Origin of the sequence: Pseudomonas sp. AN-B15, from assembly GCF_019056475.1 — a bacterium.
GTDB classification, from domain to species: Bacteria; Pseudomonadota; Gammaproteobacteria; order Pseudomonadales; family Pseudomonadaceae; genus Aquipseudomonas; species Aquipseudomonas parakoreensis.
The window spans coordinates 2721133-2734875 of the sequence record NZ_CP049737.1 but is presented as its reverse complement, the minus strand read 5'-3'; the positions used below and the strand labels follow the sequence as shown (position 1 = coordinate 2734875).

Sequence of the window (13743 nt, the reverse complement as noted above, 5' to 3'; positions counted from 1 at the left end):
CGCCGACCTTGGCCCCGCGCATATGGAACCGACGATGACCTCAGCAATGGATACCCCCGAGCCGCAAGCGATCTGCAACCCCATCACCAGCAGCGCGATCTTCATCGTCGCCACGTTGCTGCCCGGGAACGACGCCGCCAGTCAGGTGCGCGGCTGGTGCGGCGACATCGCCGCCCTCACCCGTTCGGTCGGCAAACGCGTACCCAACGGCAACCTGTCGTGTGTCTGCGGGTTCAGCGCCAGCGCCTGGGACTCGCTGTTCGGCAGCCCGCGCCCGGCCTCGCTGCATCCGTTTCGTGAGTTCGGCGTCGAGGGCCGTCGTGCGGTGGCGACGCCGGGGGACATTCTGCTGCACATCCGTGCCGAGCAGATGGACCTGTGTTTCGAACTGGCCACGCAGCTGTGCAGCACACTCAACGGCGCAATCACGGTGGTCGATGAGGTGCAGGGTTTCCGCTACTTCGACATGCGCAGCATCATCGGTTTCGTTGATGGCACCGAGAACCCGGTGGGCCGCAAGGCCGATCACTTCACGCTGATCGGCAACGAAGATCCGGCGTTCGAATCCGGCAGCTATGTGCTGGTGCAGAAGTACCTGCACAAGATGCAGGCGTGGAATGCGTTGAGCGTCGAGGCTCAGGAGAAGGTGATCGGCCGCACCAAACTGGCTGACATCGAACTCGGTGAGGAGGTCAAGCCGAGCAACTCCCACAGCGCCCTGACCACCATCACCAAGGACGGCCAGGAGCAGAAGATCCTGCGCGACAACATGCCGTTTGGTCGTCCGGGGGCTGGCGAGTTCGGCACCTATTTCATCGGCTACGCGCGCTCGCCGGAACCGATCGAGCAGATGCTGGAGAACATGTTTGTCGGCAAACCTGCCGGTAACTACGACCGCTTGCTGGACTTCAGCACGGCAGTCACCGGAGGTTTGTTTTTTGTACCATCAGCCGACTTGCTCGAAGACCTCGCGGAGCGCGAGCCCGCGCAGGCGTGACACCGTAGCGCCACGCCCGCCCGTCACTCAGTGTGGCGCGCGCGGGATGGTTTTCAGCAGGTCTTCAGGGCTGATGTGGCCCACCACGCTGCCCGGCTGCGGCATGTTGAGGATGTGGCCTTTCATCTTGCCGATGATGTGCATCTCGCACGGCTTGCAGTCGAACTTCAGGGTCAGCACTTCGTCGCCGTGAATCAGCTGCATCGGCGCGACTTTGGTGCGCACGCCGGTCACGCCCTTGGCCTGTTTCGGGCACAGGTTGAACGAGAAACGCAAGCAGTGCTTGGTGATCATCACCGGCACTTCACCGGCTTCTTCATGGGCCTCGTAAGCCGCATCGATCAGCTTCACGCCGTGGCGGTGATAGAAGTCGCGGGCCTTCTGGTTGTAGACGTTGGCCAGGAACGACAGGTGCGACTCCGGGTACACCGGCGGCGGCGTGGTTTCGGCCTTGCGGCTGCCACGCGGGTGCGCCGCAACGCGGGCGGCGGTCAGCGCTTCGATGACTTCACGGCGCAAGGCTTTGAGCTGCGAGTTCGGGATGAAGAACGCCTGCGGTGCGTCCAGTTTCACGTCGATGGCGTGATACTGCGTAGTGCCGAGCTGGCCGAGCAGATCCTGCAATTGCTCCAGCGCCTGCTCCGGTTTGTTGGCCACCCCGAACGGACCGTTCAGGGTCACGCTGGCACTGATGCCCTCTTCACTGGTGGCGGTCAGTTCCAGCAACTCTTCACGCAGACGCGCCACCCAGCTCAGGGCCACGCGGCGTTCGGCGGAGGTCTTCAGCAGTGCCTGTTGCCAGTTGTGGTCAAGGTTGCGGTTCAGCGGATGGTTCGGGCGCAGCTTGTACAGGCCTTCGGGCATTTCGTTCGGCTCGACGCGGTAGCGGTAGCGCTTCTCGCCGTCTTCTTCGAACTCGCCTTTCGGCTCGGCGATGTTGGCGCGGAAACCCACCACTTCCCGCTTGACCAGCACGTTGAGGCCATCGCCGTTGGACAGCGGCTCCTGCGTCACCACCTGCATGTCACGCTTGCCGACTTTCTCGACGGTGCCCACCGGCAGGCCGGTGAAGGTCGGCGAGTCGAACGCGCCGATGTCGATCTTGCGATCGGTGACAAAGTAGTCGGTGCTGCCACGGTGGAAGGTCTTTTCCGGGTCCGGCAGGAAGAAATGCGCGGTGCGGCCGCTGGAAGCGCGGGCCAGATCCGGACGGTCTTCGAGCACATCGTCGAGACGCTGGCGGTAATAGGCCGTGATGTTCTTCACATAGCCCATGTCCTTGTAACGACCTTCGATCTTGAACGAGCGCACACCGGCCTCGACCAGCGCGCGGATGTTGGCGCTCTGGTTGTTGTCCTTCATCGACAGCAGGTGTTTTTCGTAGGCGATCACGCCACCCTTTTCGTCTTTGAGGGTGTACGGCAGACGGCAGGCCTGGGAGCAGTCGCCACGGTTGGCGCTGCGCCCGGTCTGCGCGTGGGAAATGTTGCACTGCCCGGAGAACGCCACGCACAGGGCGCCGTGGATGAAGAACTCGATGGCAGCATCGGTTTCATCGGCGATGGCGCGGATTTCTTTCAGGTTCAGCTCACGGGCCAGCACCAGTTGCGAAAAACCGGCCTGATCAAGGAACTTCGCCCGCTCCAGGGTGCGGATGTCGGTCTGGGTACTGGCATGCAGCTCGATCGGCGGAATGTCCAGCTCCATTACGCCCAGATCCTGAACGATCAGCGCGTCGACGCCGGCGTCGTACAACTGGTGGATCAGCTGGCGGGCCGGCTCCAGTTCGTTGTCGTGCAGAATGGTGTTGATGGTGGTGAAGATGCGCGCGTGATAACGGCGGGCAAACTCCACCAGTCCGGCGATTTCACTCACTTCGTTGCAGGCGTTGTGGCGCGCGCCGAAGCTCGGGCCACCGATGTACACGGCGTCGGCGCCGTGCAGGATGGCTTCACGGGCGATGGCCACGTCACGGGCGGGGCTGAGCAGTTCCAGGTGATGCTTGGGCAAGGACATAGTTTTTTTAGTCAGGCGGTCACGGTCAAGGCGCGCATTGTAGCCGCGAAACGCCCGAGCGGCACGCTTGTGCTGCCAAGTGGCAAATGTCCCGACGCCACTGAAAGACACATCCCCTGCGATAACCGGCTTGCCAGCGCTCAGGGCCTGTCAATTGCCGGATCGGTCGAACGTGTCCGGATCTTCGTCTTCAGGAAGATCTTCGTCCGGCTCTTCGGGAAACGTGGTGGTGTGCGCCGGGCTGTTGGGCTCAGGATGCGTGGGAACCGGGTCGAAACCGCCCTGCTCTTCACTGGGAAATCTGGGTGTGTTCATGAGGCACCTCGCAAAGAGTCGCTAAATGAAGACTCTGTACATTCGAGGTGCCGAGGGTGGTTGTCGTTCCCGTCAATCCGCAACCGTGGGTCGGCGGATCATCCGGGGATCAGGACGGCGCCTGCAAATGGCTGACTATTTCGTCCTTGACCTTCAGACGCTTCTCTTTGAGTTTTTTCAGTGCGTCGTCGCTGGGGGCGTCCGAGGTGGCCGTTTCGGCCTTGACCACGTCGGCGTCAGCCTGGGAATACTTGTTGATCAGTGAATCCAGTCGTGGATCCTGGGTGCGTTTTTGCTGGATCTCTTCCTTCGTGCAGCTCAAGTCCTGAAACAGGTCATGGGGAACCGGCATGGAACACCTCCGTCAGTTGATCGGCAGCCAACGCGACCGATGCGTCAGCCCGTATCAGAATGGCCTCGGTTGAGGGGTTCTGTCGACCACCTGTCAGACCAGCGGTGGCCGTTCGTCGCCCTGTCGTAAACGCGATCAAACCTTTGCCTGCGCCATTGCCTCCATTACATAACGTCAACAAAAACCTGTGTGGAGAAATACCAATGGACGGATTCAACCTGCGTCACCTCGTTCTCGCTGTCGCGTTGAGCAGCGGCATGGGGAGTGCCTTTGCCGCCACTTCCAACAGTTTCGTCGACAATGCCGCAGCCGGTGGCATTGCAGAAATCGAGACCAGCCGCCTGGCCCTGGAAAAAAGCCAGTCGGCCGACATCAAGGCCTTCGCCAACATGATGATCACCGACCACGGCAAGGCCAACGATGAACTGGCGAGCATCGCCAAGGCCAATGACATCGAGGTGCCGGACAGCACCACCCTGGTCAAGCAGGCCAAGGAGAAGATCCTCGACATGCGTGACGAATCCTTCGATGCGGCCTACGCCAACAACCAGGTCAAAGCCCACGAAGAAACCATCGAATTGTTCAAGAAAGAAGCGAACACGGTGACCGACGACAAGGTCAAGGGCGCCACGGAATTGAAAGCCTTCGCGCAGAAAATGCTGCCGGCGCTGGAAAAACACCTGACGGCTGCCAAAGAGCTGCAGGCCAAGCACCCGAGCAAGTAACCCGGGCGCTGTACAGCAAAAGGCCGCATTGATTAATGCGGCCTTTTGTCATTTCAGCGTGATCAACCGCCGTCAGTATCGATGTCGGCATCGGTTTTCTCACCGGGCTTCGGACGATCGGGCTCAGGTTCGAAACCGGGGCTGAACTCGTTGTCGTTGTCGGTGTGTTTGTTCTTCTGGTCCACCGCAGGGTCAGCGCTCTGGACTTGTTCGCCCTCGCCCTTCGGCGGGATGGGTGAGCTCTGTCCCGGCACTTGCGGATCGATGGCCGGGTCGTTGCGATTGATCGGTTCGGCACCCGGTTGCTGCTGTTGCGATTGCTCGTTCATAGCCACCTCGTTTTTCTAATGCTGGCGCGACTCAAACCCGCCGGCCCTGAATGTTCGAAGCCGCTACACGGCCAACGTTCAAAACATCGCTGGTTTCAGGGGCGCCGACTACAGTTACCGGGGCCTTTCTTGCGCCAGATCAAAAATATCCTTGCGCAACCGAACAACTATTTTGAACGGCAAAGGTCACTGAGTTCGCACCGGTCACTTTTTACAGAACCGGCCCCCATACGCTACGGAGCAACAGGCACATGGCAGCACTGCAGAACAGCACATTCGATGCGATGAAAAACAAACAATCCCAACTGCTGAGCGAATGGATCAACGGCCTGGAAGCCAGCGGCGCCACCCGCAACCTCAAGGACCATGACCTGCAACAACAGACCAGCGAATTCCTGCAACTGGTGATCAATGGCTTGCAGGATGACAACGGCACCCACATCAATGCGCCGGGTTGGGAAGCCACCCGCCAGTTCCTCGAAAAGCTTTCCCACAGCCGCGCCCTGCTCGGTCAGGATTCGCAACAGACCGCCAGCTTCATTTTCGCGCTCAAAGGCCCGCTGTTTGCCCTGCTGCAAAGTCACTATCGTGAACAACCGGCACTGCTGGCCGAACAACTCTGGGAGATTTCCGAACTGTTCGACGCCTTCGGCATGCACACCATCCGTACCTTCCAGAAGTCCCGCGAAGCGGTGATCAAACGTCAACAGGAAGAATTGCTGGAGCTCTCCACGCCAGTGGTCAAACTGTGGGATGGCGTGCTGGCGCTGCCGATGATCGGCACCCTGGACTCGCAACGCACCCAGGTGGTGATGGAATCCCTGCTGCAACGCATCGTCGACACCGGTTCGGAAATCGCCATCATCGATATCACTGGCGTCCCCACCGTGGATACCCTGGTGGCGCAACACCTGCTGAAAACCGTGACCGCGATTCGCCTGATGGGCGCCGACTGCATCATCAGCGGCGTGCGTCCGCAGATCGCCCAGACCATCGTGCACCTGGGCCTGGACCTGCAAGGCGTGGTCACCAAGGCCAATCTGGCCGATGCATTGAAACTCGCGCTTACCCGCCTGGGCATCAGCCTCGGCAAAGCGGTCTGAGCCGATGGAGCGTATTCCGATTCTTCAAATGGGCGACTTTCTGCTCGTCACCATCCAGGTCGACATGCATGACCAACTGGCCCTGACCCTGCAGGACGACTTGTCCGAGCGCATCAGCAGGACGTCGGCGCGCGGTGTGTTGATCGATATCTCGGCGCTGGACATGGTCGACTCGTTCATCGGGCGGATGATCGGCACCATCTCCGGCCTGTCAAAAATCATGGATGCCGAAACCATGCTGGTAGGCATGCAACCCGCCGTGGCGATCACTCTGGTCGAACTCGGCCTGACCCTGCCCGGCGTCAGCACCGCGCTGAACGTCGAGCGCGGAATGAAACTGCTGCAGGAACGAGTACGCCAACAATGACCGTACGCAGCAGCGGTACTCAACCGATCAGCATCGAGCAGGACGTGGTGCTCGCCCGGCAGACGGCGCGCAAACTGGCCACAGAATGCGGCATGCGGCTAATCGACCTGACCAAACTGGTGACGGCCGTTTCAGAGCTGGCGCGCAACACCATGGTCTATGGCGGTGGCGGCGACATGGACTGGCAGATCCTCGACGAAAACGCACGTGTCGGCCTGCGCCTGACTTTTCGCGATGAAGGCCCGGGCATTCCCGACATCAAACTGGCGATGACCGATGGCTGGACCTCCGGCAGCGGTCTGGGCCTGGGGCTTACGGGCGCGAAACGGCTGGTCGATGAATTCGAACTGGACACCGAGCCCGGCAAGGGCACTCGAATAACGATCACCCGATGGACATGAATATCGCTGGGTCGCTGACCCAGGTGCTGCTGATCGAAGACAGCAGCCAGATCGGCCACGCCCGGCGCACCGCGCAACGGCTCGCCGAGCAACATGGCTTCGATGCGACCGAAGCCGGACGTGTGGCGCTGGTCGCCACCGAACTGGCCAGTAATGTGCTCAAGCATGCCAGCCGTGGCGAGTTTCATCTGCGGCTGCTACCGCGAACCGGCGGCTTCGGCATCGAAATGCTTGCGGTCGATCGCGCTCAAGGCTTTGACCTGGACGCGTGCCTGACCGATGGCTTTTCCACCGGTGGCACCCAGGGCATCGGGCTGGGCGCCGTGGCGCGCCAGACCGACGTGTTTGACGTTTATGCCGACACCCGTGGCGCGGTGCTGCTGGCGCGTTTGTATCCACGCGCAGACCGACAGCCCGACCTGCGTTACGGCGTCAGCCAGCACTCACTGCACAACGATCCGGCGTGCGGCGACACCTGGCACCTGGCGTACAACGGTGCCAACGTCAGTGCGCTGATCATCGACGGCCTCGGCCACGGTGAAGACGCCGAGCGGGCGGCCAAGGCCGGCGAACAGGTGTTCGCCCAGAGCCCGTTCGCCAGCCCGGTGCTGCTGATGGAGGACATGCACCGCGACATGATCGGCAGCCGCGGGGGTGCTGCCGCGTTCGCGCAGTTCAATGCCGCCCGCGACGGCCTGACCTATACCGGCGTTGGCAACATCGGCGCCAGCCTGATCAGCGCCGACAAGTCGCGCGGGCTGGCCTCTCACCCGGGGATCGTCGGCGGCCAATACCGGAAAGCCCAGCCCTTTGACTATGCTCACGTGAACGGACATCTATTGATCATGTACAGCGACGGCCTGCAGTCCCGTTGGAATCTTCAAGACTACCCCGGTCTGGTGCACCGCCATCCCGCCGTGATAGCCAGCGTCCTGCACCGCGATTTCTGTCGCGGACGCGACGACGTAACGGTGCTGGTCGTTGCCCTGGAGGCCGCCCATGGCTGAGTCGCCCACCCTGAACGCGGCGGACCAGGCTGCGCTGATCGCCCAGTTGCAAAGCGAGACCGCCGCCCTGCGCGACGAACTCGACGAAACCAACCAGGGCGTGCTTGCGCTTTACGCCGAGCTCGACACCCAGGCCGAACAACTGCGCCAGGCTTCGGATCTGAAAAGCCGTTTCCTGTCGTACATGAGCCATGAGTTCCGCACGCCGCTGGGTTCGATCCTGAGCGTCAACAGTTTGCTCGCCGACGAGCTCGACGGCCCGCTCAGCCCCGAGCAGCACAAACAAGTGGCGTTCGTCAGCAGCGCCGCCCGGGAACTGAGCGACATGGTCGACGACTTGCTCGATCTGGCGAAGATCGAAGCCGGACGAATCAGTATTTCTCCGGCGTGGTTCGACATGTTCGATCTGTTCAGCGCGTTGCGCGGCATGTTCCGGCCGATCGTCGATGCGTCGGCGGTTGATCTGATTTTCGAAGAGCCGGTCGGATTGCCGCGCCTGTACACCGACGACAAGAAACTCGCGCAGATCCTGCGCAATTTCATTTCCAACTCGCTGAAATTCACCACCCGTGGCGAAGTCCGGGTCTCGGCGCGCCTGGAAGGTGCGGACAAAGTACGTTTTGCCGTCAGCGACACCGGCATCGGTATCGCGCCGGAGCTGCATGGTGCATTGTTCGAGGACTTTTCTCAGGTCGACTCGCCATTGCAGAAACGCCTGCGCGGCACCGGTCTCGGCCTGTCGCTGTGCAAGCGCTTTGCCGCCCTGCTCGGCGGCGAGGTCGGAATGGACAGCAAGCCAGGGGTCGGCTCGACCTTTTTCGTGATCATTCCACTGGCGCTCGCCCTGGAGAATGTCGATGAAACGTGACATCCGTCTGCTGATCGTCGACGACAACGTCGCCACTCGCTACGCCTTGCGCCGGCGTCTGGAGCGCCATGGCTATGAGGTGCTGGAGGCCGGTACCGGCAGCGAAGGCCTGACACTGATCGCCAGCGAAGCGCTCGACGCCCTGATCCTCGACGTCAATCTGCCGGACATGAGCGGTTTCGATATCGTGCGCATTCTGCGGGCTGATGCGCATACCGCGCTGCTGCCGGTGATCCACGTGTCTGCCGCGTCGATCCAGACCGGCGACATCATCACCGGGCTGGACGCCGGGGCCGATGCCTACCTGATTCACCCGGTGGACCCGGACGTGCTGTTGGCGACCCTGCGCACTTTGCTGCGAGTGCGTGATACCGAAAATGCGCTGCGTGAGAGCGAGGCCCGATTCCGCGAGATTTTCGTCAATGTCTCGGCGCCGATTGCCGTGCTCGATGCCAACCTGAAAGTGCATGAATGCAACCATGCCTTCACGCAAATGATTCAGGACAACCGCAACCCGCACACCCTCAGCGAATGCTTCGACGATGACCAGGGCGCGATCCTCGACGAGTTGCGCCTGCGACTGGTCGATGGCGAGCGCTGGAAAGGCACGTTGAACATGCGCGTACAGGGCGAGATTCGCGAAACCGAGTGGCAGATTTCGCCGTACCGCACGCCGCAGCTCAGCCTGGTATTCGTCGAAGACGTCACCGAGCATCGCCACCGCGAACGCTCGCACCTGGCACAGCTGGACGACACCACCACACAACTGGCCAAGGAAGTCGCCGAGCGCGTGCGTGCCGAATCGCAGCTGCTGCAAGTGCAGAAAATGGACGCGCTGGGCAAGCTCACCGGAGGCATTGCCCACGACTTCAACAATCTGCTGACCGGGATCATCACCAGTCTGGAACTGATCCAGAAACGCGTGGCCGATGCGCGTCCGGACAAGGTGCAGTTCTACGCCGAAGCCGCACTGAATTCGGCGATGAGTGCGGCGTCACTCACTCATCGCCTGCTGGCCTTCGCTCGCCAACAGCCATTGGATACCCGACCGGTAGACATCAATGAGCAAGTGCGCTCGCTGGAAGAGTTGCTGATGCGCACCATCGGTGAACGCATCACGCTCAAACTTGAGCTGACCAACAAACCGGCGATTGCCCTGGTCGATCCGGTGCAACTGGAAAGCGCGGTGCTGAATCTGGTGATCAATGCCCGGGATGCGCTGCCCAGAGGCGGCAATATCTGGGTCAACACCTATGCGGCATATTCCCACGGCGACCCGAACCTGGCCGATGGTGCGTATGTGGCGCTGTCGGTGCGCGATGACGGCACCGGTATCGAGCACAGTGTGATCGACAAAGTGTTCGATCCGTTCTTCACCACCAAACCGCTGGGTCAGGGGACCGGTCTGGGGCTGTCGACGATCTACGGTTTCGCCCGCCAGTCCGGCGGCGATGCGCACATCCGCAGCGTGGCACGGCGCGGCACCGAAGTGACCCTCATGCTGCCGGCGACCAACGACCCGACCGGGGCCGATATCCCGGCACCGAAAGTTGATCCGCAGGGCGCCGGTGAGCATGTCCTGATTGTCGAAGACATGCCGGCGGTGCGCATGTTCGTCACCGAAGTGCTGGAGGATGCAGGTTACCGCTGCACCCAGGCGGCGGATATCGAAACCGCGCTGGAGCGCTTGCAGAATGATCCGACCATCGACCTGTTACTGAGCGACGTTGGCCTGCCGCGCATGAGCGGTCGTGAACTGGCGGACGTGGCGCGGGGCTGGCGTGAAAGCCTGCCCATTCTGTTCATGACCGGTTATGCCGAGACCGCGATCAATCGTCAGGTATTTCTGGGCAGCGGCATGGAAATGCTGGTCAAGCCGTTCCAGATCAGCGAATTGCTGGACAAGGTCCGGCGCACGCTTGATGGCGCCTGACACACCGCCATCGCCAGCAGGCTGGCGCCCACAAGGTTCATGATCACCCGATAACCTGTGGGAGCGGGCTTGCCCGCGATGGCGTCGGCACATTCCGTCTCTCATTGCCTGACATTCCGCTATCGCTGGCAAGCCAGCTCCCACAGGACTGATGCCATCCGCAGGTGTTGTGAACACCGCAAAAACCTGTGGGAGCGGGCTTGCCCGCGATGGCGTCGGTACATCCAGCCTCTCATTGCCTGACATTCCGCTATCGCTGGCAAGCCAGCTCCCACAGGACTGATGCCATCCGCAGGTGTTGTGAACACCGTAAAAACCTGTGGGAGCGGGCTTGCCCGCGATGGCGTCGGTACATCCATCCTCTCATTGCCTGACCTTCCGCTATCGCTGGCAAGCCAGCTCCCACAGGACTGATGCCATCCGCAGGTGTTGTGAACACCGCAAAAAACTGTGGGAGCGAGCTTGCCCGCGATGGCGTCGGCACATTCAGCCTCTCATTGCCTGACATTCCGCTATCGCTGGCAAGCCAGCTCCCACAAGGTTTTTGTTGATCACCAGCCTTGTGCACACCACAAAAACTGTAGGAGCCAGCCTGCTGGCGATGGGGCCGGTCGGGACGGCGTCGCTATCGGCTCAAGGCCCGCGCCAGAAACGGCGCCGTCCGGCTCTTCTTGCTCGCTGCGACTTTCTGCGGTGTGCCGGCCACGACAATCCGGCCGCCCTGATCCCCGGCCCCCGGGCCGATGTCGATCACCCAGTCACTTTGCGCTACCACGCGCATTTCATGCTCGACCACGATGACCGTGTGCCCTGCCGTCACCAGGTTGTCCAGTTGTTCCAGCAGCCGATCGACATCCCGCGGATGCAAGCCGGTGGTCGGTTCATCCAGCACATACAAGGTCGCGCCGCGCTGATTGCGCTGCAGTTCGGTTGCCAGTTTGATCCGCTGTGCCTCGCCACCGGACAGCTCGGTGGCCGGCTGCCCGAGCCGCAGATAACCGAGGCCGATGTCTCGCAGCACTTCCAGCGAACGGCAAATTGCCGGCTGTTCGCCGAACACCTCGACCGCCTCATCCACGGTCAGTTGCAACACCTGCGCAATGCTCAGGCCTTGCCACTGAATCATCAACGTCTGCGGGTTATAGCGCGCGCCATGGCAGGTCGGACACGGTGCATACACGCTCGGCATGAACAGCAACTCAACGCTGACAAACCCCTCACCCTCGCAGGTCGGGCAACGGCCCTTGGCGACGTTGAAGGAGAACTGCCCGGCGTCGTACCCCGCCGCCCGCGCCTCGGGGGTGGCGGCGAACAGTTTGCGGACGTTGTCGAACAGCCCGGTGTAGGTCGCCAGATTCGAACGCGGCGTACGGCCAATCGGCTTCTGATCGACCTGCACCAGTCGTTTGATCGACTCCAGCCCTGAAGTCACCTGACCGCTGCTGGCCTGCGGCGCGTCGTCTTCGAGACTGAGTTCTTCCGGCGCCTCTTCAATCACCGGCCGCCCGAGTTGCGCACCGACCAGTTCGAGCAACGCCTGACTGACCAGACTCGACTTGCCGGAACCCGATACCCCGGTCACCGAGGTGAAACAGCCCAGCGGAAATTCAGCGCTGAGGTTGTGCAGGTTATTGCGGCTGATGCCATCGAGTTTCAGCCACCCGCTCGGCTTGCGCGCGGTGCGGGTCTGCCGCTGGCTCTCGGCAAACAGGTAGGCGCGGGTCTGCGATTCGTCGATCTCGGCCAACCCGGCCGGAGGGCCGCTGTACAACACCTGCCCGCCCTTCTCGCCCGCCGCCGGGCCGACATCGATCAGCCAGTCGGCACGGCGCATGGTTTCCAGATCGTGCTCGACCACAAACAGCGTGTTGCCGTCGGCCTTCAGGCGCTGCAAGGCCTCGAACAGCGCCTCGCCATCGGCTGGATGCAGGCCGGCGGACGGCTCGTCGAGCACGTAGATCACGCCGAACAGCTGCGAGCCCAATTGTGTCGCCAGGCGCAGGCGTTGCAGCTCGCCGGACGACAGGGTCGGCGTGCTGCGCTCCACCGCCAGGTAACCGAGGCCCAGATCAGTCAGGGTGCTGACCCGTTCCAGCAAGTCCTCGGCAATGCGCTGCGCCGCCAGACGCTTTTCCAGCGACAGGTTCGGCGTGTGGCGTACGTCCGGCGCGCTGGCGTGGCCGCTGGCACCGTGGGCGACGCGTTGCTGACGTGCCTCGCGGGTTTGCGCATGGCTGAGGGTTTCACCGCTTTCCTCGGCCTGTTCCAGGTACGTCGCCGCGGCCACGGGCTTCAATACTTCGGCCACTTGCAGCAACGGCATCTGCGACAACTCGCCAATGTCGTATCCGGCAAAGGTCACCGACAACGCTTCACGCTTGAGGCGCTTGCCGTCACACAACGGGCACGGGCTGCCGAGCATGAATTGCGCAACGCGCTTCTTCATCAGCGCACTTTGCGAGTGGGTAAAGGTGTGCAGGATGTAACGGCGGGCGCCGGTGAAAGTGCCCTGATAACTCGGTTCCATCTTGCGTTTGAGCGCGACCCGGGTTTCCTCCGGGGTCAGCCCGGCGTACACCGGCACGGTGGGCGTTTCTTCGGTGAACAGAATCCAGTCGCGCTGTTTTTTCGGCAGCTTCTTCCACGGAATGTCGACGTCGATGCCCATGGTCACAAGAATGTCGCGCAGGTTCTGCCCTTGCCACGCCAGCGGCCAGGACGCCACGGCGCGCTGGCGGATGGTCAGGTCCGGATCGGGCACCATCAGCGCCTCGGTCACTTCGTAGACCCGGCCAAGGCCGTGGCACTCAGGACAGGCGCCCTGCGGCGTGTTCGGTGAAAAATCCTCGGCATAGAGCATCGGTTGCCCCGACGGATAACTGCCGGCGCGGGAATACAGCATGCGGATCAGGCTGGACAAGGTGGTCACGCTGCCCACCGACGAGCGCGTGCTCGGCGTACCGCGCTGCTGTTGCAAAGCCACGGCGGGCGGCAAGCCTTCGATGGCATCGACGTCCGGCACACCGACTTGATCGATCAGGCGCCGCGCGTACGGCGCCACCGATTCGAAATAGCGCCGTTGGGCTTCGGCGTACAAGGTCGAAAAGGCCAGCGACGACTTGCCCGAACCGGAAACGCCAGTAAACACCACCAGCGCATCGCGAGGGATGTCGACGTCGACGTTCTTCAGGTTGTGCTCACGGGCGCCACGCACCCGGACCATGCCGGTAGGTGCTTTGGAATTACGCTTGGAAGTCATTGGCTGTCCCTGCAGAAAAAATAGGGGCGAAGCTGAACCCTGTGGTGAGGGGATTTATCCCCGATCGGCGG

13 protein-coding genes are annotated in these 13743 nt (G+C 62.0%); 8 read left to right on the top strand and 5 right to left on the bottom strand.

Translation table 11 applies throughout. The features are described 5' to 3' along the window. Nucleotides 1-34 precede the first annotated feature (34 nt). Nucleotides 35-997: a Dyp-type peroxidase gene (locus GTQ41_RS12320; protein WP_047294033.1), complete on the top strand. Its 963-nt coding sequence runs from the start codon at nt 35-37 to the stop codon at nt 995-997. 27 nt (nt 998-1024) lie between these two features. Here GTQ41_RS12320 and GTQ41_RS12315 read toward each other — a convergent pair whose 3' ends face one another. The 3 genes from GTQ41_RS12315 to GTQ41_RS12305 form a co-directional block, all read right to left on the bottom strand. Beyond that, a complete protein-coding gene (locus GTQ41_RS12315; protein ID WP_047294032.1) occupies nt 1025-3013 on the bottom strand; it encodes a U32 family peptidase in 1989 nt (662 codons plus the stop codon). Nucleotides 3014-3163: 150 nt separating this feature from the next. Next, nucleotides 3164-3328: a hypothetical protein gene (locus tag GTQ41_RS12310; RefSeq protein ID WP_179294925.1), complete on the bottom strand. Its 165-nt coding sequence runs from the start codon at nt 3326-3328 to the stop codon at nt 3164-3166. A 109-nt stretch (nt 3329-3437) separates the two neighbouring features. Next, entirely contained in the window at nt 3438-3680 is a 243-nt protein-coding gene (locus tag GTQ41_RS12305) for a DUF465 domain-containing protein (RefSeq protein WP_042559423.1), read from the bottom strand. A 203-nt stretch (nt 3681-3883) separates the two neighbouring features. On the opposite strand from GTQ41_RS12305, the gene GTQ41_RS12300 reads away from it, so the two are divergent. Then, entirely contained in the window at nt 3884-4405 is a 522-nt protein-coding gene (locus GTQ41_RS12300) for a DUF4142 domain-containing protein (RefSeq protein ID WP_041072527.1), read from the top strand. A 62-nt stretch (nt 4406-4467) separates the two neighbouring features. Here GTQ41_RS12300 and GTQ41_RS12295 read toward each other — a convergent pair whose 3' ends face one another. Continuing rightward, nucleotides 4468-4734 carry a hypothetical protein gene (locus tag GTQ41_RS12295; protein ID WP_047294029.1) on the bottom strand — a complete coding sequence of 89 codons (267 nt, stop codon included), beginning with the start codon at nt 4732-4734 and terminating at the stop codon, nt 4468-4470. Nucleotides 4735-4985: 251 nt separating this feature from the next. Here GTQ41_RS12295 and GTQ41_RS12290 point away from each other — a divergent pair, with 251 nt between their 5' ends. The 6 genes from GTQ41_RS12290 to GTQ41_RS12265 are packed head-to-tail and all read left to right on the top strand — an operon-like array spanning nt 4986 to nt 10413. After that, a complete protein-coding gene (locus GTQ41_RS12290) occupies nt 4986-5837 on the top strand; it encodes an STAS domain-containing protein (RefSeq protein ID WP_047294027.1) in 852 nt (283 codons plus the stop codon). A 4-nt stretch (nt 5838-5841) separates the two neighbouring features. After that, a complete protein-coding gene (locus tag GTQ41_RS12285; RefSeq protein ID WP_041072523.1) occupies nt 5842-6204 on the top strand; it encodes an STAS domain-containing protein in 363 nt (120 codons plus the stop codon). Further along, the gene (locus GTQ41_RS12280; RefSeq protein WP_041072521.1) at nt 6201-6605 is read left to right on the top strand and encodes an anti-sigma regulatory factor; all 405 of its coding nucleotides are present in this window, start codon (nt 6201-6203) and stop codon (nt 6603-6605) included. Before GTQ41_RS12285 ends, GTQ41_RS12280 begins: the two co-directional genes overlap by 4 nt. Beyond that, nucleotides 6602-7612 carry an ATP-binding protein gene (locus GTQ41_RS12275; protein ID WP_047294660.1) on the top strand — a complete coding sequence of 337 codons (1011 nt, stop codon included), beginning with the start codon at nt 6602-6604 and terminating at the stop codon, nt 7610-7612. The genes GTQ41_RS12280 and GTQ41_RS12275 overlap by 4 nt, the downstream gene beginning before the upstream one ends. Then, a complete protein-coding gene (locus GTQ41_RS12270; protein ID WP_047294025.1) occupies nt 7605-8480 on the top strand; it encodes a sensor histidine kinase KdpD in 876 nt (291 codons plus the stop codon). Before GTQ41_RS12275 ends, GTQ41_RS12270 begins: the two co-directional genes overlap by 8 nt. Next, the gene (locus tag GTQ41_RS12265) at nt 8470-10413 is read left to right on the top strand and encodes a response regulator (protein WP_047294023.1); all 1944 of its coding nucleotides are present in this window, start codon (nt 8470-8472) and stop codon (nt 10411-10413) included. Before GTQ41_RS12270 ends, GTQ41_RS12265 begins: the two co-directional genes overlap by 11 nt. Before the next feature lie 625 nt (nt 10414-11038). Here the strand turns inward: GTQ41_RS12265 and GTQ41_RS12260 are convergent. Continuing rightward, the gene (locus GTQ41_RS12260) at nt 11039-13672 is read right to left on the bottom strand and encodes an excinuclease ABC subunit UvrA (protein WP_047294020.1); all 2634 of its coding nucleotides are present in this window, start codon (nt 13670-13672) and stop codon (nt 11039-11041) included. Between the last annotated feature and the right edge of the window lie 71 nt (nt 13673-13743).

What these genes read in the sequence shown, in the direction of transcription:
- GTQ41_RS12315 (WP_047294032.1), bottom strand. Translation starts at nt 3,013, where the DNA reads ATGTCCTTGCCCAAGCATCACCTGGAACTGCTCAGCCCCGCCCGTGAC.
- GTQ41_RS12310 (WP_179294925.1), bottom strand. Translation starts at nt 3,328, where the DNA reads ATGAACACACCCAGATTTCCCAGTGAAGAGCAGGGCGGTTTCGACCCG.
- GTQ41_RS12275 (WP_047294660.1), top strand. Translation starts at nt 6,602, where the DNA reads ATGAATATCGCTGGGTCGCTGACCCAGGTGCTGCTGATCGAAGACAGC.
- GTQ41_RS12300 (WP_041072527.1), top strand. Translation starts at nt 3,884, where the DNA reads ATGGACGGATTCAACCTGCGTCACCTCGTTCTCGCTGTCGCGTTGAGC.
- GTQ41_RS12305 (WP_042559423.1), bottom strand. Translation starts at nt 3,680, where the DNA reads ATGCCGGTTCCCCATGACCTGTTTCAGGACTTGAGCTGCACGAAGGAA.
- GTQ41_RS12320 (WP_047294033.1), top strand. Translation starts at nt 35, where the DNA reads ATGACCTCAGCAATGGATACCCCCGAGCCGCAAGCGATCTGCAACCCC.
- GTQ41_RS12290 (WP_047294027.1), top strand. Translation starts at nt 4,986, where the DNA reads ATGGCAGCACTGCAGAACAGCACATTCGATGCGATGAAAAACAAACAA.
- GTQ41_RS12285 (WP_041072523.1), top strand. Translation starts at nt 5,842, where the DNA reads ATGGAGCGTATTCCGATTCTTCAAATGGGCGACTTTCTGCTCGTCACC.
- GTQ41_RS12260 (WP_047294020.1), bottom strand. Translation starts at nt 13,672, where the DNA reads ATGACTTCCAAGCGTAATTCCAAAGCACCTACCGGCATGGTCCGGGTG.
- GTQ41_RS12280 (WP_041072521.1), top strand. Translation starts at nt 6,201, where the DNA reads ATGACCGTACGCAGCAGCGGTACTCAACCGATCAGCATCGAGCAGGAC.
- GTQ41_RS12265 (WP_047294023.1), top strand. Translation starts at nt 8,470, where the DNA reads ATGAAACGTGACATCCGTCTGCTGATCGTCGACGACAACGTCGCCACT.
- GTQ41_RS12295 (WP_047294029.1), bottom strand. Translation starts at nt 4,734, where the DNA reads ATGAACGAGCAATCGCAACAGCAGCAACCGGGTGCCGAACCGATCAAT.
- GTQ41_RS12270 (WP_047294025.1), top strand. Translation starts at nt 7,605, where the DNA reads ATGGCTGAGTCGCCCACCCTGAACGCGGCGGACCAGGCTGCGCTGATC.